Raw genomic sequence first — 18,455 nt, forward strand, 5'->3', positions numbered from 1 at the left:
GTGGACCGCGCCCCGCCCGGATCGGCAACCGGAGCGGCGCCGTCGCGCCGGCCGACCGCCCGCAGCTCACCGGGACCGGTCGACGACGTAGTCGGCGAGGGCGAGCAGGAACCGGCCGTCCTCGGAGTCCGCCCGCTCGCCCAGCGCCGCCGCGGCCTCCGTGCGCGCGGCGTCGGCCAGGTCCCGGGCCTGGCCCTGGGCCGCCGCCACGCTGTCGTACGCGAGCAGCCGGCGGTGCAGCCAGCGCACCTCCGCGACGGTCCGCGCGGCGCGGGCGGCACCGAGGAAGCGCACCGTCCGCTCCCGCTCGGCCGGGGTGCACCGGTCGAGGTAGTCGATCAGGATCAGCGTCCGCTTGCCCTCCCACAGGTCGCCGGAGATCTCCTTGCCGTATCGGGCGTAGTCACCGACGAGGTTGAGCACGTCGTCCTGGATCTGGAAGGCCGCGCCGAGGAACCAGCCGTACCGGTCGAGCCGGTCCATCCCGGGCCGGCCGTCGCCGACGGCCAGGATGCCGGTGCGGCACGGATACACGCACGTGTACCAGGAGGTCTTCTTCAGGCACATCCGGTAGTAGTCGTCCGGGGTGAGGTCGCAGACGTTGTCCCGGATCCAGCCGACCTCGATGGCCTGCCCCTCCAGGGAGTGGCGCAGCATCAACCGGGTCTGCTCGACCAGCTCCCAGGTCGTGCCGGAGCCGAGGAGGTCCCGGTTGGCCAGCAGCCGCTCCAGGGCGAGCAGGTTCGTCATGTTGCCGACGTTCAGCGCCACCGGAACCCCGTAGCGGGCCGACAGGGTGGGGGCGCCACGACGCTGCTCGCTGCCGTCCTGGATGTCGTCGTGGATGAGGAACCCGTTGTGGAACAGCTCGACGGTGGCGGCGACGTTCACCACGGTGTCGTCGTCGGTGCCGCCGAACGCGCGGCAGGTCGCCACGCACAGCGCCGCCCGCAACCCCTTGCCCGACCGGCCGGGGTAGTCGGCCACCAGGTCGTACAGATACCGGGGCCCGCCGGTGGGCAGTTCAGCCAGCAGGGTGGCCATGGTGCGGGCCCGGTAGCGCGCGAGCAGCGTGTCGACCGGGCCGTCGGTCACGGTGGCGGTCACCGGCTCAGCGGCCGTCGGTGGGCGCGCCCGGCTCGGCGCCGGGGGCGGCCACCGGGTCTTTCCCGTCCCGGCGGGTGCCGGCGGAGACCCGGTCGAGCAGCCCGTTGGCGAACTCGGGGGTGAGCCGGGCGAGGTCGAGGAGGCTGTCCAGCGCGTCGTGGGCGTCCGCCGCGTACCGGCGGGTGAGGTCGTCGCCGGAGGCCGGGGCGGGAAGCTGGCCGACCACCATGTCGATCAGGGCGTGGGTGTCCTTGCGGACCCGCCCCACCACCTCGTCGAACGCCGCCGGGTCGACCCGGCGGTCCGCGGTGAGCCGCTCGGTGAGCCGCCGGGCGCTGTCGACGCCCCCGGCCAGCTCCTCCTCCAGCACGGACGCCGCCCGCGTCACCGCCTCCGAGAGGGTCTCACCGACCCGGTCGAACCGGTCGTCGGAGCCTCTGGTCTGCGCGTTCGGGTCTGACATGGCTTCTCCTTCACCGACGTTGCCTGAGGCGGAGTCTCGCACCGAAGGGGAGGCGAGGCGGCGGACTGTAAGGATGCCGACCCGGCCGGACGGGCGGCGGCTCTCGTGGCCGCCGCCCGTTTGTTCGGGCGCTGAAAGGGCAGGTCACCGGGCAGATGCCCGACGCGGAGAACGGGAGACACGGATGCGCGCGCTGCGGTTGCCGAGATGGAAGTCCGAACCCGAACTGGTCGAGGTGCCCGAGCCCACGCCGGGCCCGGGCCAGGTGGTGGTGAAGATCGGCGGTGCCGGTGCCTGCCACTCCGACCTGCACCTGATGCACGATTTCGAGGCCGGCGCGGTCCCCTGGAACCCGCCGTTCACCCTCGGCCACGAGAACGCGGGCTGGGTGCACGCCCTCGGCGCCGGGGTGACCGGCCTGGAGGTCGGCCAGCCGGTGGCCGTCTACGGCCCGTGGGGCTGCGGCGCCTGTGCCCGCTGCCGGGTCGGCGTGGACCCGTACTGCGAGAACCCGGCCGGGGCGCCCGTGCCGGGCGGGGGCGGCGGGCTCGGCCTGGACGGCGGCATGGCCGAGTACGAGCTGGTCCCGGACGCCCGGCACATCGTGCCGCTGCCCGCCGGCCTCGACCCGGTGGAGGCGGCGCCGCTGACCGACGCCGGCCTCACCCCGTACCACGCCGTCCGGCGGTCGTGGCACAAACTGCCGCCGGACAGCACCGCCGTGGTGATCGGCGTCGGTGGGCTCGGGCACGTCGGCGTGCAGATCCTCAAGGCCACCACGGCGGCCCGGGTGATCGCGGTGGACACCCGCGCCGACGCGCTGAAGCTCGCCGAGGAGTACGGGGCCGACCTGACGCTGCGCTCCGGCGACCGGACCGCCGAGGAGATCCGTCAGGCCACCCCGGGCGGCCGGGGCGCGGACGTCGTCCTGGACTTCGTCGGCGTGGACGCCACGATGGCGCTCGGCGCCGCCGCCGCCCGCACCGTCGGGGACCTCACCGTCGTCGGCATCGGCGGCGGCACGCTGCCGGTCTCGTTCTTCTCCGTGCCGTACGAGCTCAGCATCCAGAGCACGTACTGGGGCAGCCGGCCCGAGCTGATCGAGGTGCTCGACCTCGGCGCGCGCGGGCTGATCCGGCCGAAGGTCACCACGTTCGGGCTGGACGACGCGGTCGACGCGTACCGGCAGATGCGGGACGGGTCCCTGGAGGGCCGCGCCGTCATCGTGCCGTGACCGCGGGTGGGGCCGCGCACGGCGGGCGGCCCCACCCGGCGGTCAGTCCGCCCCGAGCAGGCCGCGCACGTATGCGGCCTGACCGACGTGCTGGAGGTCGTCCTCGACGACGCTGACCAGCCGGACCCCGAGGGTCACCGGCGGGTCCCACGCCTCGTCGACCACCCGGTCCAGGTCCGCCGGCCGCAGCCCGGCGAGGAGCCCCCGGGTCCGTCGGGCGACCGCGTCGAAGTAGTCGAGCAGCGCCTGGGCGTTCTCCGGCCGGACGGTGGCGACCTGCTCCGGGGTGTGCCCGAAGCCGACGTCGTCCGGGTCGGCGGGCAGCCCGAACCGGCCCGCCCAGCCCCCGGTGACCCACACCTGCTCCGCGTCGAGCAGGTCGGCGACGTGGTGGTCCTGGATCCGGGTCAGGTGCCACACCAGCCAGCCCACCGGGTTCGCGCCGGTTGCCGGCGCCCGGCGCAACTGCTCCGGCGACAGGCCGTCGACGGCACCGCGGACCAGCCCGGGAAGCCGGCCGTAGGTCTCGGTCAGCACATCACTCACGTCCACCCGGTCCTCCTCGACACTGGACTTTCCCGAAGCAGTACCGCGTCAGCGGGTCGGCAAACCTCGGGCCCTAGGGTGATCGGCGTGGTCGCGGCACTGGAGCTGTATCTGGACACCGACGCCACCCGGCGCATCCGGGTGCTGTGGGACGCGCTGGAGTCCGAGGGGGTGCAGAGCATGCGTTCCCTGCTGGAGCGGCGGCACCGGCCGCACGTGTCGCTGGCGGTGGCCCCGCGGCTGGACCCGGAGCAGGTCGCCGCGGCCCTCGCCGGCACGGTGGTGGCGGCGCCGCTGCGGCTGACGTTCCAGCACGCCGGGCAGTTCGTCGGGCGGGTGCTGTGGCTCGGGCCGGCCCCCCACGCCGAGCTGCTGGCCCACCACGCGCTCGTGCACGGCCGGCTCGCCGCCGCCGGCGTCGGACTGGCCGAACACTACCGGCCGGGGCACTGGGTGCCGCACTGCACGCTGTCCATGCGGGTGCCCAACGCGCTGATGGCCGCCGCGGTGCGGCGCTGCCTGGAGGTGCTGCCGCTGGAGGCGACCGTGGTCGGCGCGGCGGTCACCGACCACGCCCGGGGCGTCTGCCGGCCGCTGCCCTGACCGGCGCGGTCGCCCGCAGGCGCGGCGCACCGTCCCGATCGCCCGCTGCCGGCCGCAGACCCGCCCCGGACGGGCCGGCGGGCCACCACGGCACCCCGGACGGGAGGTCTGCCATCATCGTCACGATGTCCGCCGACCCGTCCGCGCCGACCGCCGACACCGCGGCCGCCCCGGTGCGGGGCAGCGTGCTCGAGGCGGTGCTGGAGCGCATCACCTACACCAACGAGGAGACCGGGTACACCATCGCCCGGGTCGCCACCGACCGCTCCGGCGACGACCTGCTCACCGTCGTCGGCCCACTGCCCGGCGCGCAGCCCGGGGAGCGGCTGCGGCTGGTCGGCCGGTGGGGTTCGCACCCGCGCTACGGGCGGCAGTTCGAGGTGCAGCACTGCACCACCGTGCTGCCCGCGACGGTGCAGGGCATCGAGCGCTACCTGGGCTCGGGGTTGATCAAGGGAATCGGCCCGAAGATGGCGGCCCGGATCGTGGCCGCGTTCGGCGTGGACACCCTGCGGGTCATCGAGGAGGAACCCGGCCGGCTGGTCGAGGTGCACGGCCTGGGCCGCAAGCGCACCGCGGCGATCGGCGCGGCGTGGCAGGAGCAGAAGGCCATCAAGGAGGTGATGATCTTCCTCCAGGGCGTCGGCGTCTCCACCTCGCACGCCGTGCGCATCTTCAAGCAGTACGGCGACTCGTCGATCACGGTGGTGCGCGACGACCCGTACCGGCTGGCCGCCGACGTGTGGGGCATCGGGTTCCGGACGGCCGACAGCATCGCCAAGGCCGTGGGCATCCCGCACGACAGCCCCCAGCGGGTGCGCGCCGGCATCCGCTACACCCTCTCCGAGGCCGCCGACGGCGGGCACTGCTACCTGCCCGAGCCGAACCTGGTCGCCGACGCCGCCGCGATCCTGGAGGTGCCGGCGACACTGGTCGCCGCCGGCCTGGCCGACCTGGTGGCCACCGAGGACGGCGTGGTCCGCGAGGCGGTGCCGAACCGGCGCAACGAGGGCGCCGTCATCCCGGCGGTCTACCTGGTGCCCTTCCACCGGGCCGAGTCGGCCCTCGCGGCGAGCCTGGTCCGGCTGCTGCGCGACCCGGTGGACCGGATGCCGGCCTTCGCCGACGTGGACTGGCCCAGGGCGCTGGCCTGGCTGCGGGCCCGCACGGGGGCCGAGCTGGCGACGGAGCAGGAGCAGGCCGTACGGCTGGCGCTGACCTCCCGGGTGGCCGTGCTGACCGGCGGTCCCGGCTGCGGCAAGTCGTTCACCGTGCGGTCGATCATCGAGCTGGCCGCGGCGAAGAGGGCGAAGATCGTGCTGGCCGCGCCCACCGGCCGGGCGGCGAAGCGGCTCACCGAGCTGACCGGCCACCCGGCCACCACCGTGCACCGGCTGCTCCAGCTCCGCCCCGGCGGGGACGCCACCTTCGACCGGGACAACCCGCTCGACGCCGACCTGATGGTGGTCGACGAGGCGTCCATGCTCGACCTGATCCTCGCCAACAAGCTGGTCAAGGCGATCCCGCCCGGCGCGCACCTGCTGCTCGTCGGCGACGTCGACCAGTTGCCCTCGGTCGGCGCCGGCGAGGTGCTGCGCGACGTACTGGCCGCCGACACCGTGCCCCGGGTCCGCCTCACCCGCATCTTCCGGCAGGCGCAGGAGTCCGGGGTGGTGGTCAACGCGCACCGGATCAACGCCGGCCAGGCCCCGGTGTTCGGTGAGCACCCCGACTTCTTCCTGTTCCCCAGCGACGAACCGGAGATCACCGCCGAGCAGGTGGTCGACATCGTGGCCCGGCGGATCCCGCGCCGGTTCGGCCTGCGCCCCCGCGACGTGCAGGTGCTCACCCCGATGCTGCGCGGCCCGGCCGGCGCCGGCAACCTGAACACCCTGTTGCAACAGGCGATCGCCCCGCACCGCGACGGCGCCCCGGAGCGGCGGCACGGCGGCCGGGTGTTCCGGATCGGCGACAAGGTGATCCAGGTCCGCAACAACTACGACAAGGGCGCGGCCGGGGTGTTCAACGGCACGGTGGGGGTGGTCACCGCCCTGGACCTGGACGACCAGACGCTGACCGTACGCACCGACGAGGACGAGGACGTGGGCTACGAGTTCCACGAGCTCGACGAGTTGCAGCACGCGTACGCCATCACAGTGCACCGGTCGCAGGGCAGCGAGTATCCCGCGGTGGTGGTGCCGGTGACCATGAGCGCGTACACGATGCTGCAACGGAATCTGCTCTACACCGCGGTCACCCGGGCCCGGAAGCTGGTGGTGCTGGCCGGGTCGCGCAAGGCGCTCGCCATCGCGGTGCGTACCGCGGGCACCGGCCGGCGGCACACCGCGCTCACCCACCGGCTCTCCCCCGACCGGGCCTGAGCCCGGGGCGGCGGCCGGACCGCGCCGGGCCGCCCGGCGCACCCGGTTCCGCGGGTCACCGACGACCGCCCGGCGCTGCCCTCGCGCTACTCGGCGATCCTGGTGCGGCCGGTCCAGCGGAAGACCACGGGCAGTTCGTCGGCGATCCTGACCGAGTCCCGTTCGAAGTGCTCGTACCCGCCGTAGTGGCTTACCTTGATCTTGTCCTCTGCCAGGGAGATCCGGTGGTTGCGCTGCTCGGCGGGGAGATCGGTCGGGCCGCCCTCCAGCACCACGTCGATGATGCTGGCGGCGTCCCCGCCGATCGGCACCCGCGCCGACCAGGCACTCCGGTCGTCATCGTTGACGATCCGGTCCGCCGTCCGGACAACGGTGGCGGAATCGGAAGAATCTGTCATCGCACGACCTCCGTCGTTCGTCGCGCCGCCCCGGACGCGTGAGTCGTCGGCGCGGCGCGGGTCACCGGCGGGGGCGACACCCCGTTCCGCGGACACGGAACGGGTGACGGGAGAACGCCCTCCCGCGCCCTTGGTGACCGGCTCGTTGAGGTAGAAAGTAATCCAGGTCACAATCCCCGGACACCCTTAACGACCCCTAGCCGGAGCGGGGCGGCGCAGACGGGACGGGCCCTGCCCGCCACCCGGGCGGGAAGGGCCCGTCGCTCAACGCCCGGCAGGCCCGCCGGGCGCTCTCGTCACTCCCAGCGGAAGAAGCGGGTGGCCAGCACGGATCCGAGCACCGCGGTGGCCGCCAGGACGAGGAGCTGCGACAGCGCCGGGCTGTCGCCGGCCCACGAGGCGGCGAGAGTGTCCACCGTGGCCCCCAGCGGCGAGTAGTCGCCGATGCGGGCCAGCACGGTCGGCATCTGGTCGCGGGGCAGCCAGGCCCCGGCGAGGAAGAGCAGCGGGAAGAACAGCGCCGGACCGATGGACTGCGCCGCCCGGGCCGACGGCGCGAGCGCCGCGATGAGCAGGCCGATGGCGAACAGGCTCGCCACGCCGAGCAGGAAGGCCAGCACGAAGCCGGGCATGTTCGCCGGGGACGACTGGTCCAGCAGGAACCGCACGCCGATCGCGGTCACCACCGCGCCGGCCACCCCCATCACCAGGTTCACCACGACCTGCGCGACCAGCAGCATTCCCGGGTGGACCGGGGTGGTGGCGAGCCGGCGCAGCACCCGCCGCTCGCGGTAGACGCCCAGCGCCATCGGCAGGGTGAACAGCGCCAGCATGCCGATGGTGAGGGCCAGGGCGAGCGCCGGCAGGAAGGTCAGCTCGCCGTGCTGCCCGGCGGCCTGGGTGGACGATCCCCGCTGGGGCAGCCCGAAGACGAGCATCAGGCCGATCGGCAGGACGAAGACGAAGAACAGCGACACCGGTTCGCGTACGAACAGCTTCATCTCGACGGCGATGAGCTTGGTCAGGGCGTTCACGAGGGCCTCTTGTCGGTCGGCGGCTGGGTGGCGGCGTCCCGGCCGGCGCGGCGACCGGTGAGCGAGACGAAGGCGTCGTCCAGGGTGGGCTGCTCGACCCGGAGGGCGGCGTACCGGACCTTGTGCTCCGTCAGCGCCGCGAGCACCGACTGGAGCACCTCCTCCGGGCCGGTCACGGTCACCTCGTCGCCGCTGCGGCTGACCCCGGTCACCTCGGGCAGGGCGGCGAGCAGCGAGTCGTCCAGCCCGTCGAGCGGGCGGAAGTGCACCCGGTGCTCGGTGCCGACGCGGGTGAGCAGGCCGGAGGGGGTGTCGATGGCTACGATGCGGCCGGTGTCGATGATGGCCAGCCGGTCGCAGAGCCGCTCCGCCTCCTCCATGAAGTGGGTGACCAGCACGACGGTGACGCCCCGGTCACGGATCCGCTCGACCAGGTCCCAGGTGTCCCGCCGGCCCTGCGGGTCCAGGCCGGTGGTCAGCTCGTCGAGGATGGCCACCTCGGGGCGCCCGACCAGCGCCAGGGCCACCGAGAGCCGCTGCTTCTGCCCACCGGAGAGCTTGTGGAAGGCGGTGTTGCGCTGTTCGGTCAGGCCCAGGTCGGCGAGCAGCTCGTCGATGTCGGCCTTCTGGCGGTAGAAGGAGCGGTAGAGATCCAGCGCCTCGCGGACCCGCAGCTTGTCGGGGAGCTGACTCTCCTGCAACTGGGCGCCGACGCGCTGGCGCACCTCGGTGCGGTCCCGGATCGGATCCAGTCCGAGCACCCGCACGGAGCCGCCGTCGGCGCGGCGCAGCCCCTGCACACACTCGACGGTGGTCGTCTTGCCCGCCCCGTTCGGCCCGAGCACGCCGAAGATCTCACCCTGCTCGACGGTGAAGGACACGTCGTCGACGGCCACCTTCTCCCCGTACCGCTTGTGCAGGTGCTCCACCTCGATGACCGGCATTGGCGTCGTCCTCCGTCACGTGCGGGTTGCCGTCGGGAGGGCGGGACCCTCTGGGATCGCGGCGTGTTGCGGTACGCGGAATCGGTCCACGCGGCGGCGACCGACGCCGGACATCATCCGGGGATCTGAATCACGAATCAACCCATCGGCTGACGAACCGGGGTGTCATCCGGGGCCGACCGGCCCGACAGGGGTGCCCGGCGGTCACCGCGCGTGCCCGTCGCCGAGCCGGGCCGGGCGGTGGACGACCCGGGACCGGGTGACGGGCAGAGCGGCAGCAGATCCGTCGGGCGGCCCAGCACGGCGTCGGGGCCGGCGGCGAGCAGGACCTCCCGGTCCGACTCACCCCACAACGCGGCGACCGCCACCACCCCCGCGGCCCGCGCGCTGACCAGGTCGGCGGGCGCGTCGCCGAGCAGCACCGCCTCGCCGGGGCCCACCCCGAGGAGCTCCAGCGCCCGCCGCACGATGTCCGGGGCCGGCTTCGGCCGGGGCACCTCGTCCGCGCCGACGACGTGATCGACCAGCGGCAGCATGCCGAGCCCGTCGAGCAGGTCCCGGGCCCGCTTCCCGCTGCGGCCGGTGGCCACGGCCAGGCCCAGCCCCCGCCCGCGCAGGACGCCGAGCAGCTCGACCACCCCGTCGACCGGCGTCACCCGGTGCGCCAGCCGGCTGCTCTCCCGGACGAACGGGCCGGCCATCGCCGCCGGCAGGCCCAGCAGCTCCAGCACCTCCGGCAGGTACCGGCCCGGGTGCCGGCAGTACTCCTCGACCGGCGCCGCCCCGTCGCCGACCACCTCGGCGTACGCGAGGGCGAACGCCTCCCGGGCCACGGCCAGGCTGTCCACCAGCACGCCGTCGAGGTCGAACACGACCGCCCGGACCGGGCCGGACGCGTCCCGCCGGTCTCCCGCCTCACCGGTCACCGGCGGCACCTCCTGAGGAATGTCGACGACACGGCCGGCGGCGGCCGGTAGGGGTGGCCGGGCCGGGGGCGCCCCGACTACGGTCGGTTCGTCCCGGGACCCGCCGTGCCGGGCCTCCGGCGACGACGCGCACCCCGCCGACGCCCACGCGAACCCTACCGGCGATCCGGTCGGGCCGGCGGGCCGGCGACGGTCCGGCGTGGCGTCGGCTCCCGGCGCGCCGGGCGGCGCCGGATCCGAGCCGCTGGAGAGGGGCGCAGGGCATGACGTTGCTGCGTTGGTTGGCAGAGTCCGACGACGAACGCCCGGGCGCGGTCCGGGTCGACGAACGGGCGTTGTCCTGGGTGGAGCTGCGCCGCCGGGCCGCAGCGGTCGCCGACGAGCTGCGCGGCGTCGACCGGGTGGCCGTCGAGGCCACCGCCACCCTGGAGACGGTGGTCGCGGTGGTGGGCGCGTTGACCGCCGGCGCGGCGATCGTACCGGTGCCGCCGGACGCCGGGCCGATGGAGCGCGAGCACATCCTGCGCGACTCGGGCGCGGCGGCGCAGCTCGTCCCGGCGAACGGCCCGCAGCCGGCCGACGACTCCGGCCCGCCGGTGGTCCCGGTCGACCCGACCCGCGGGTCGGACACCGTCCACCCGGAGCCGGACCCGGCCGGCACCGCGCTGATCCTCTACACCAGCGGCACGACCGGGGCCCCGAAGGGCGCGGTGATCTCCCGGGCGGCGGTCGCCGCCTGCCTGGACGGCCTCGCCGACGCCTGGTCCTGGACCCCGGACGACCTGCTGGTGCACGGCCTGCCACTGTTCCACGTGCACGGGCTCGTGCTCGGCGTGCTCGGGCCGCTGAGGCTGGGCAGCCGGCTGCACCACGTAGGCCGCCCCCGCCCCGACCGGTACGCGGCGGCGGCCGGCTCCGTCTACTTCGGCGTGCCCACCGTGTGGTCCCGGATCGCCGCCGACCCCGACGCGGCGCGGGCGCTGCGCCCGGCACGGCTGCTCGTCTCGGGCAGCGCGGCCCTGCCGGCGACGGTCTTCGCCGACCTCGCCACGCTCACCGGCCACCGGGTGGTCGAGCGGTACGGGATGACCGAGACGCTGATCACGGTCAGCGCCCGCGCCGACGGGCCCCGCCGGCCGGGAACGGTCGGGGTGCCGCTGCCCGGCGTGCGTACCCGGGTGGTCGACGAGCACGGCGCGGCGCTGCCCGCCGACGGCGCGGCGATGGGCGAGCTCCAGGTGTGCGGGCCCACCCTCTTCGACGGGTACCTGAACCGGCCGGACGCCGACGCGGCGACCCGCACCCCGGACGGCTGGTTCCGCACCGGGGACGTGGCCACCGTCGACCCGGACGGCTGGCACCGGATCGTCGGCCGGGCCGCCACCGACCTGATCAAGAGCGGCGGCTACCGGATCGGCGCCGGCGAGGTGGAGGACGCCCTGCTGGCGCACCCCGGCGTCCGGGAGGCCGCCGTGGTCGGCACCCCGCACCCGGACCTGGGCCAACAGGTCACGGCGTACGTGGTGGGCGACGGGGTGGACGGGCCCGAGCTGATCGACTTCGTGGCCCGCCAACTGTCCGCGCACAAGCGCCCCCGCGAGGTGCGGCTCGTCGACGCGCTGCCCCGCAACGCCCTGGGCAAGGTGCAGAAGACGAGGCTGACGGCCGACTGACCGGGCAGCTCCGCTCAGGCGGTGGGTGTCGGGATGCTGATCGCGGTGAGCACCAGGCCCCGGCCCACCAGGAACCGGCCGGTGAAGGCGGTCACCGGCACGCCGCCCAGCACCGGGCCGGGCACCAGCAGCTCGGCCACGAAGGTCCCGCCCGGGTCGACGACGATGTCCGCCTCGGCGAAGTCCAGCCACCGGCCGGTGAGCGGGAACCACGCCTTGTACACCGACTCCTTGGCGCTGAACAGCAGGCGGTCCCAGCAGACCGTGGGACGGGCGGCGGCCAGTGCGGCCGTGCGGGTCCGCTCGGCCGGCAGGGCGATCGCGTCGAGCACCCCCTCGGGCAGCGGCGCGTGCGGCTCCGCGTCCACCCCGAGGGTGGCGAACGCCGCCGCCCGGCCGAGGACGGCCGCCCGGTAGCCGTCGCAGTGGGTCATGCTGCCGACGATCCCGGCCGGCCAGATCGGGGCGCCGCGCGCGCCGGAGACGATCGGCACCGGCTCGACGCCCAGCTCACCGAGCGCCCGGCGGGCGCAGTGCCGCACGGTGGTGAACTCCCGGCGCCGCTTCTGCACCGAGTTCGCGACGAGCGCCTCCTCCTCGGGGAACAGGGTCAGCCCGGCGGGATCGTCGAAGGACTCGGCCACGGCCACGGAGGGGGGCAGGATCTGCTCGATCACCCGCCGATGGTAGGTGCGCCGGGCCGCCGTGCCGCCCTCCGGGTGGTCGATAGGGGTAAGGTACGGGTGCCCGCCGCCCGGGGTGCCTGCCAGTCTGTGGCATGCCGGCCCGGGTGGCCGGAGCGTGCGGAGTGGTCGGACGGATGCGGGAAAGCGATGCTCAGAGGCAAAGTGGTGCGGTTCGACGAGGTGCGGGGTTATGGGTTCATCGCCCCGGACGACGGCGGTGACGACGTGTTCGTCCACGCGAACACCGTCGATGGTGACAAGTGGACGATGGTGCCCGGCGTGCCGGTGGAGTACGAGGCGGTGGAGAGCGACCGCGGCCCGAAGGCGCTCACGGTGCGGGTGATCGGCCCCGCCCCCGCCCCCGGCGCCGATCGGAGCGCCACGGCCGGTGCCGTGCGCGCCCGGGAGGTCCCGGCGGGCGCGGAGGACGAGGAGGGCCTGTGCGACGTGCTCTCCGAGCGGGCCTTCTTCGCGGAGACCACGGAGGCCCTGCTGACCGCCGTGCCGGACCTGACGGGCGCGCAGATCGTGGCGGTACGCGCCCGGATGCTGGCGCTGTCCCGGCGGCACGGCTGGGTGGAGGGCTGACGCTCCGGCACACCGGCCGGGGCGCGGGCGCGTTCAGCCGGCGGCGATCAGCAGCGACTTCCTGATCCGGCCCTGCACGCTGCGCGGCAGCTCGTCGACGAAGTGCACCCGGCGGGGCCGCTGGCAGGCCGACAGGTACCGCCCGACGTGGTCGATGAGCACCTGGGCGGTGAGCCCTTCGGCGGCGACGACGTACGCGGTGACCTGCTCGCCCAGGACCGGGTGCGGGATGCCGACCACGGCTGCGTCGTGGACCCCCGGATGGCTCAGCAGCACCTCCTCGACCTGGCCGGCGTACACGCGGACGGGACCGTGCACCACGTCCGTGCGGCGCTGTCCGATGATCCGGTGTGACCCGTCCGCCGCCACGGTCGCGAGGTCGCCGGTGGCGTGCCACCCGTCGGCGCCAACGCGCTGCCCACGCCGGTCGACGTACCCGCTGAACAGCGTCGGCCCCCGGATGCTGAGCTCGCCGACCGACTCGCCGTCGGTGGGCACCGGCAGGTTGTCCCGGCCCAGGACCCGGGCCTGGACCCCGGGCAGGGGCGCGCCGACGGCGCCGACGGCCGGCGGGGCGTCCACCCGCCCGGCCAGCGCGATGAGGGTCTCGGTGGTGCCGTAGCCCTGCAGGAGCGAGTGCGAGGTGAGCAGCCGGAGGCGTTCGGTCACGGCGGGTACGAGCGGGGCGTCCCCGGAGACCAGGAGTCGGGCGCCGGCGAGGGTGTGCGCCCAGTGACGGTTCCGGGCGATCCTCGCCCACTGCCCGGGCACCGCCAGGTACAGGGTGCCGGCCGGGCCGGCGACGGCCTCCCGGTCGAGGTGGACGAAGCGGCTGCCCACCCTCAGCGCGCCGAGCAGTCCGACCACCAGGCCGTACGCCCGGAACAGCGGGGCGCCCTGGACCAGGACGTCGTCCCCGGTCCAGCGCCACGCGTCGGCCAGCAGGTCCAGGCCGACGGCGATGGCCCGGCGGGAGATGCGCACGCCGCGCGGCGGCCCGCTGGTGCCTCCGGTGTAGAGGATCACCGCGTCGGCGTCCGGCTCCGGCTCGGGCTGCCGGGTCCAGGATCGCTGCCGCAGGTCGATCGGGACGGCCGGCAGGCCGAGGGTGCCGGGGCGGTCCCGGCCGAGGACCACGGTCACCCCGGCCTCGCGCAGGATGCGACTGCGCTCCCGTTCGTCGGCGCCCGGCGGCACGGGCACCAGCGGCACGCCCGCGTGTACGGCGCCGACCATCCCGACCACCGCCTCCAGGCTGGGGGTCGCATCGACGGCGACCGCGCCGGCGCCCCGGATCCGGTCGGCGACCGCGTTCACGCAGCCGAGCAGCGCTTCGCTGGAGAGGGTCCGCCCGGCGACCCTGACCGCGTCGGCCCGGTCGGTACCGTGACCGCACAGTGCCGGCAGCAGTGTCATCTCCGTTAACCCCTGTCGGGGACGTGGTGGAGTCTCGGCAGTGGCTGGGACATCACGGCCACAGAACCCTTCGCGTCATGGGTGCGTGCAGCCCCATATCCGGCCTTCCCCGCCGTCCGCGCGGGTGCTCCGAAATTAGGCTGCCCATTCGCTTGGCACAACCCCTAGCCGCGCGGGCCCGCGACGCTGCCGGCGGGCGGGCTACCGGGGCGTGACGGGCCGACGGGCCAGGTAGGACGCGATCCGCGCCGGTTCGGGGGGCGACACTGGGACAGGGGCAGGGCAGGCGTGGGGCGACGGCGGAGCGGCAGTGTGGCGAGGGCGCCGCGGCGACACATTCCGTCGGGACGCACATTCGAGAAAGATCGGTCCGGACCAGGTCGGAGATAATTGGCGACGATCATTGCTGTAGGATTGCCGGCAGATTCAGGCCGGCCTTCATAATATTGGGGCGTGGGCACCGATGAAATACACCGGACGCCACTGCGGCAACCGCGTAAACGCGGCGGACGGACAACCATTGAGGCCACATAGTTCTTAATTGACGTCTATCTCGCTTTCCGCTGTTAAAGGTTCGAATCGGGCAAGAGTGCGGCGATGTCACCGATGCGGATCCTCCCGTTTCATCCACCGTTAGCGGCGTCCTCGAACGCGGGCCGGCCGCGACCGGCGCACACCCACAGGCCGGGCGCGACAGCAGCGAAAGGCGAATTCTTTTAACTTTTTGCCGACGGGGCACCGACCGCACGGCAACCGGGAGGCGCACCGGTAGCCCCGGGCCCGGGGTGTGCTGCCGGTCCGCCGCCGGCCCCACCCACCCGGGGGCCGGGGCCCGAGTCCGCCGGCGGCACACCCCCGCCCGGCGTGCACCAGCCTGCAACCCGACCCCTCGGTGCCGAGCCACACGACCGGGGCCCTGAGCTGTGAGTTCTTCCCGCACGGCGACGACCCGGCGCCGGACGGGCCAACCGGGCCCGGGCCGCCAACCGCCACCCCGGGCACGAAACGCGGACTCCGGGGCCGCCGCTCGCGGGGCCGCCCGCGCCCGCCGCGACGCCCCGACGGGCGGGACGCCGGGCGCGCCGCCCGAGGACCCGCGACGGCGACGCGGGCACCGACGCCGAACGCCGCGACACCTCGCGCACCAATTCGGCAAGTGCCGAAAACGCCCGCGAGCGGCCCGCTCCGCGAAACCACATCACGTTACGAATTCGGCCGACGACTTTCCGTTGCACGGGGTGCGGCAGGGCGGGCGCCGCCCGGTCGGCACCGAACCGATGTTTGCCTATCCTTTACAACTTTCGGCTTGCCGCCCAATTCCGAGACTGACATACTCCACCATGCACGGCGGTCGATAGCGGGGGGCGAGCCCCGAGGGGGCGGGAATTGTCGATGACACTGGTGGGGCCACGATTCAGAGGCACCATGCAGTCAAGTTGATCGATGGCATGCCTCCCCAATGAGACGGCCGTCTATATTCGCCTATACGGGAATGGGTCGAAAATTGCCGGTCTCCGATTTCGTCAGGCCCCTCGGCAGCCCTGGGAAGATGGCGCACCCGCCGTCGGCGGACCCCGCGCTCCCTCCGAGGCCACGGCCATGGAGTTGACCGAACGGAGCAGCCAGCTCGCCTTCCTGGAGCACCGGCTCGCCGACCGGCTCCGGCCGGCCGGCCGGCTCGCCGACGACCGGCCGTTGACCGTCCTGACAGGCCCCGTCGGCGCGGGCAAGACCACGCTGCTGCAGGCGTTCGCCCGGCAGGTCGCCGGGTCCGGCGTCCGCTTCCTCGCCGCCGGCGCGTCCCGCGCCGAGCGCACCGTCCCGCTGGAGATCATCCGTCAGCTCGTCCGGGCCGCGCCGCTGGGCGACGGCGACCGCGACCGCCTCGGCCGGCTGATCGACCGGGGCGCCCTCGCCTGGGGCGACGCCGACGACCGGGACCTGGAGGGCCCCGCCCCGACCACTGCCGCGCTCGGCAGCGCGCTGGTGGAGCTGGCCGGCCGGGCACCCCTGGTCATCGCGGTCGACGACGCCCACCACGCCGACATACCCTCACTGCGCTGTCTGGACTACGCGGCGAGGCGGATCGCCGGCCTCCCCGTGCTGATCGTGCTCACCGAGTCGCCCCGCACCCGGCCGTGGCACCCCGAGGTGTACGCCGAGCTGCTGCAACCCGCGCGGCTGCACCGCATCCGGCTGCCCCTGCTCACCGCCGACGGGACGTACCGACTCCTCGCCGCCAGGATCGGCGCGCCCGCCGCCCGCCGCATCGCCGGCGAGTGCCACGAGATCACCGGCGGCAACCCGCTGCTGGTGCGGGCGCTCAGCGACGACCACCTGGCCGCCACCGGGCAACGCCCGGACCGGCCAGTCGTGGGCGAGGCGTTCCGGGAGGCCGTGCTGAGCTGCCTCTACCGCTGCGAGCACCTGGTGCTCAAGGCCGCCCGGGCGCTCGCGGTGACCGGGGAGCCGCTGCACGGGAGCCTGCTGTCCCACCTCGTCGACGTCCGCGCCGAGTCGGCGCTGCGGGCGATCGACGGGTCGACCAGCGGCGGCCTGGTCACCGCGGACGGGCTGCGACATCCGGCGGTGGTCCAGGCCGTGCTCGACGGGATGACGGCCGAGGAACGGGCCCGGCTGCACCGGGAGGCCGCCTGCCTGCTGCACGAGGACGGCACCGCGCCGGAGCGCATCGCGCGCCATCTGGTCAGGACCGAGGAGCTGGGCGAGCCGTGGATGGCCCAGACCCTGCTGGACGCCGGCGAGCAGGCGCTGCTCGACGGCGAAGCCGGCACCGCCCTGCGCTACCTGCGGCGGGCCAACCGCGACTGCGCCGACGCCTGCCTGCGGGCCCGCATCCGCTCGGCCCTCGCCCGGGCCGAGTGGATGCTGGACCCGCAGGCCGCGGTACCCCACCTGCTCGGCGTCGCCACCGCAGTTCGGGCGGGACACCTGAGCAGCCGGCAGGCCGCCGGCCCCATCCAGTTCCTGCTCTGGCACGGCCAGATCGACAAGGCCGTCGAGCTCGTCCACCACCTCGGCGAACGGGCCGACAGCGCCGACCCGAGCTCCGCCGCGGCACTGGTGATCACCAAGGGGTGGCTGGCCACCCTCTACCCCGGGGTGGCGGCCAGCCGGCCGATGCCCTCGCCGGCCGTCCGGGACCCGCTGACCCTGGCCAAGGTCAAGCGGCGGCTCCACGGCGTGACCATGCTGACCACCGTGCTCGAGCGGGGTGACGTCGGCGTGGTCGACGACGCCGAACGGGTGCTGTCCACCATCGGCCTCGACGACGAGCGCAACATGTGGACCGCCGTCTGTGCGCTCGTCGCGACGGTCTACGCCGACCGGCTGGAGCTGGCCGGCGACTGGTCCGAGAAGCTGGGCGACACCCGGGCGGCGCACCGGCAGCCCACCCCGGCGGCGATGATCGCCGCCGTGAAGGCGGTGGTCGCCGAGCGCCTCGGTGACCTGAGCCGGGCCCGGGACCTCGCCGACACCGCGCTGACCCAGCTCTCCAACAAGGGCTGGGGCGTGGTGATCGGGGTACCGCTCGCCGTCCGGCTGCGGGTCCTCACCCTCATGGAGGAGCTCGACGCCGCAGCCGGCTGCCTCCAGGTCCCGGTGCCGCAGACGATGTTCGAGACACCGTTCGGGCTGCACTACCTGCACGCGCGCGGCCTGTACGCCCTGGCCACGGGGAGCCCGGAGGCCGCCCTCGCCGACTTCCAGCTCTGCGGTCAGCTGATGACGTCCTGGCGGCTGGACCTGCCCGCCCTCGTCCCCTGGCGGACCGAGTCGGCCCGGGCGCTGCTGCGGATGGGCCGCCGCGAACGGGCCGAGAAGCTGGTCCGCGAGGAGCTGACCCGGCTGCGGCCCACGCACGTGCGGTACCGGGGATTCGCGTTGCGCGTCCTGGCCGCGACGGGGGAAGGGCCGGACCGGATCCAGCACCTGCGCGCCGCCGTCCGGCTGCTGCGCCAGTGCGGGGACCGGGCGGAACTCGCCCACAGCCTCATCGACCTCGGCCACGTCTACCAGGAGGTCGGCGACCTGCGGCAGGCGCGCAACGCCATCCGCGCGGCCCACACCCTGGCTCAGGAGTGTGGCATCCCGCTGCTGCGGCCCAGCGTCGCCACCAGGGCCGCCGGGGCCGGCGAGGTCGCCTCCGACGTGGCGGTGGTGGTCGACGGCCTCAGCGACGCGGAGTCGCGGGTGGCCACGCTGGCCGCGCGGGGCCACACCAACCGGGAGATCGCCGAGAGGCTCTTCCTCACGGTCAGCACCATCGAGCAGCGACTGACCCGGATCTACCGCAAGCTCGACGTCAACTCCCGCGGCGACCTCGCCGTCCGGCTGCGCCTGGGCCGCCCCGGACCGGCCCCGACGGGGCACGACGACGCGCCGTCGGCCCCGGGCGACCCGGAGCGCTAGCCCGCCGCCCGTCTCTCCTTCT

General features: G+C 74.5%; 14 protein-coding genes and 1 pseudogene. 6 read left to right on the plus strand and 9 right to left on the minus strand.

Features of this window, described 5'->3' with window-relative positions:
* Nucleotides 1-66: 66 nt before the first annotated feature.
* Complete coding sequence (locus tag ABT023_RS21570; protein WP_350888178.1) at nucleotides 67-1,107, minus strand: polyprenyl synthetase family protein; 1,041 nt, start codon at nucleotides 1,105-1,107, stop codon at nucleotides 67-69.
* 4 nt (nucleotides 1,108-1,111) lie between these two features.
* The gene (locus tag ABT023_RS21575) at nucleotides 1,112-1,570 is read right to left on the minus strand and encodes a hypothetical protein (protein WP_350888179.1); all 459 of its coding nucleotides are present in this window, start codon (nucleotides 1,568-1,570) and stop codon (nucleotides 1,112-1,114) included.
* Nucleotides 1,571-1,754: 184 nt separating this feature from the next.
* Between ABT023_RS21575 and ABT023_RS21580 the strand changes: the two genes are divergently transcribed.
* Nucleotides 1,755-2,804 carry an NAD(P)-dependent alcohol dehydrogenase gene (locus tag ABT023_RS21580; RefSeq protein ID WP_350888180.1) on the plus strand — a complete coding sequence of 350 codons (1,050 nt, stop codon included), beginning with the start codon at nucleotides 1,755-1,757 and terminating at the stop codon, nucleotides 2,802-2,804.
* A 42-nt stretch (nucleotides 2,805-2,846) separates the two neighbouring features.
* Here the strand turns inward: ABT023_RS21580 and ABT023_RS21585 are convergent, their stop codons facing one another.
* Nucleotides 2,847-3,356: a mycothiol transferase gene (locus ABT023_RS21585; protein ID WP_350888181.1), complete on the minus strand. Its 510-nt coding sequence runs from the start codon at nucleotides 3,354-3,356 to the stop codon at nucleotides 2,847-2,849.
* Nucleotides 3,357-3,437: 81 nt separating this feature from the next.
* On the opposite strand from ABT023_RS21585, the gene ABT023_RS21590 reads away from it, so the two are divergent.
* Both ABT023_RS21590 and recD2 read left to right on the plus strand, forming a co-directional pair.
* Nucleotides 3,438-3,953 carry a 2'-5' RNA ligase family protein gene (locus ABT023_RS21590; protein ID WP_350888182.1) on the plus strand — a complete coding sequence of 172 codons (516 nt, stop codon included), beginning with the start codon at nucleotides 3,438-3,440 and terminating at the stop codon, nucleotides 3,951-3,953.
* A 125-nt stretch (nucleotides 3,954-4,078) separates the two neighbouring features.
* A complete protein-coding gene (gene recD2, locus ABT023_RS21595; RefSeq protein ID WP_350888183.1) occupies nucleotides 4,079-6,334 on the plus strand; it encodes an SF1B family DNA helicase RecD2 in 2,256 nt (751 codons plus the stop codon).
* Between the two features lie 86 nt (nucleotides 6,335-6,420).
* Here the strand turns inward: recD2 and ABT023_RS21600 are convergent, their stop codons facing one another.
* From ABT023_RS21600 to ABT023_RS21615, 4 genes and pseudogenes are all read right to left on the minus strand, one after another.
* On the minus strand, nucleotides 6,421-6,732 hold the full coding sequence (locus ABT023_RS21600; protein WP_350888184.1) for a DUF5988 family protein: 312 nt from the start codon (nucleotides 6,730-6,732) through the stop codon (nucleotides 6,421-6,423).
* A 296-nt stretch (nucleotides 6,733-7,028) separates the two neighbouring features.
* The gene (locus ABT023_RS21605) at nucleotides 7,029-7,766 is read right to left on the minus strand and encodes an ABC transporter permease (RefSeq protein ID WP_350888185.1); all 738 of its coding nucleotides are present in this window, start codon (nucleotides 7,764-7,766) and stop codon (nucleotides 7,029-7,031) included.
* Nucleotides 7,763-8,710, minus strand: coding sequence for an ABC transporter ATP-binding protein (locus tag ABT023_RS21610; RefSeq protein WP_350888186.1), 948 nt, complete (start codon nucleotides 8,708-8,710; stop codon nucleotides 7,763-7,765). Before ABT023_RS21610 ends, ABT023_RS21605 begins: the two co-directional genes overlap by 4 nt.
* Nucleotides 8,711-8,970: 260 nt before the next feature.
* A pseudogene (locus ABT023_RS21615) lies at nucleotides 8,971-9,636 on the minus strand (HAD-IA family hydrolase); the annotation flags it as partial.
* 263 nt (nucleotides 9,637-9,899) lie between these two features.
* On the opposite strand from ABT023_RS21615, the gene ABT023_RS21620 reads away from it, so the two are divergent.
* Nucleotides 9,900-11,309 carry an acyl-CoA synthetase gene (locus ABT023_RS21620; protein WP_350888187.1) on the plus strand — a complete coding sequence of 470 codons (1,410 nt, stop codon included), beginning with the start codon at nucleotides 9,900-9,902 and terminating at the stop codon, nucleotides 11,307-11,309.
* A 14-nt stretch (nucleotides 11,310-11,323) separates the two neighbouring features.
* On the opposite strand, the gene ABT023_RS21625 is transcribed toward ABT023_RS21620, so the two are convergent.
* Nucleotides 11,324-11,986 carry a 4'-phosphopantetheinyl transferase family protein gene (locus tag ABT023_RS21625; RefSeq protein ID WP_350888188.1) on the minus strand — a complete coding sequence of 221 codons (663 nt, stop codon included), beginning with the start codon at nucleotides 11,984-11,986 and terminating at the stop codon, nucleotides 11,324-11,326.
* Nucleotides 11,987-12,142: 156 nt separating this feature from the next.
* Between ABT023_RS21625 and ABT023_RS21630 the strand changes: the two genes are divergently transcribed.
* Nucleotides 12,143-12,583 carry a cold-shock protein gene (locus tag ABT023_RS21630; RefSeq protein WP_350888189.1) on the plus strand — a complete coding sequence of 147 codons (441 nt, stop codon included), beginning with the start codon at nucleotides 12,143-12,145 and terminating at the stop codon, nucleotides 12,581-12,583.
* Between the two features lie 33 nt (nucleotides 12,584-12,616).
* Here ABT023_RS21630 and ABT023_RS21635 read toward each other — a convergent pair whose 3' ends face one another.
* Nucleotides 12,617-13,999, minus strand: coding sequence for an AMP-binding protein (locus ABT023_RS21635; RefSeq protein ID WP_350888190.1), 1,383 nt, complete (start codon nucleotides 13,997-13,999; stop codon nucleotides 12,617-12,619).
* A 1,599-nt stretch (nucleotides 14,000-15,598) separates the two neighbouring features.
* On the opposite strand from ABT023_RS21635, the gene ABT023_RS21640 reads away from it, so the two are divergent.
* A complete protein-coding gene (locus tag ABT023_RS21640; protein ID WP_350888191.1) occupies nucleotides 15,599-18,433 on the plus strand; it encodes an AAA family ATPase in 2,835 nt (944 codons plus the stop codon).
* Nucleotides 18,434-18,455: the final 22 nt, after the last annotated feature.

The organism is Micromonospora sp. NPDC002296 (assembly GCF_040296145.1).
Lineage (GTDB): Bacteria > Actinomycetota > Actinomycetes > Mycobacteriales > Micromonosporaceae > Micromonospora.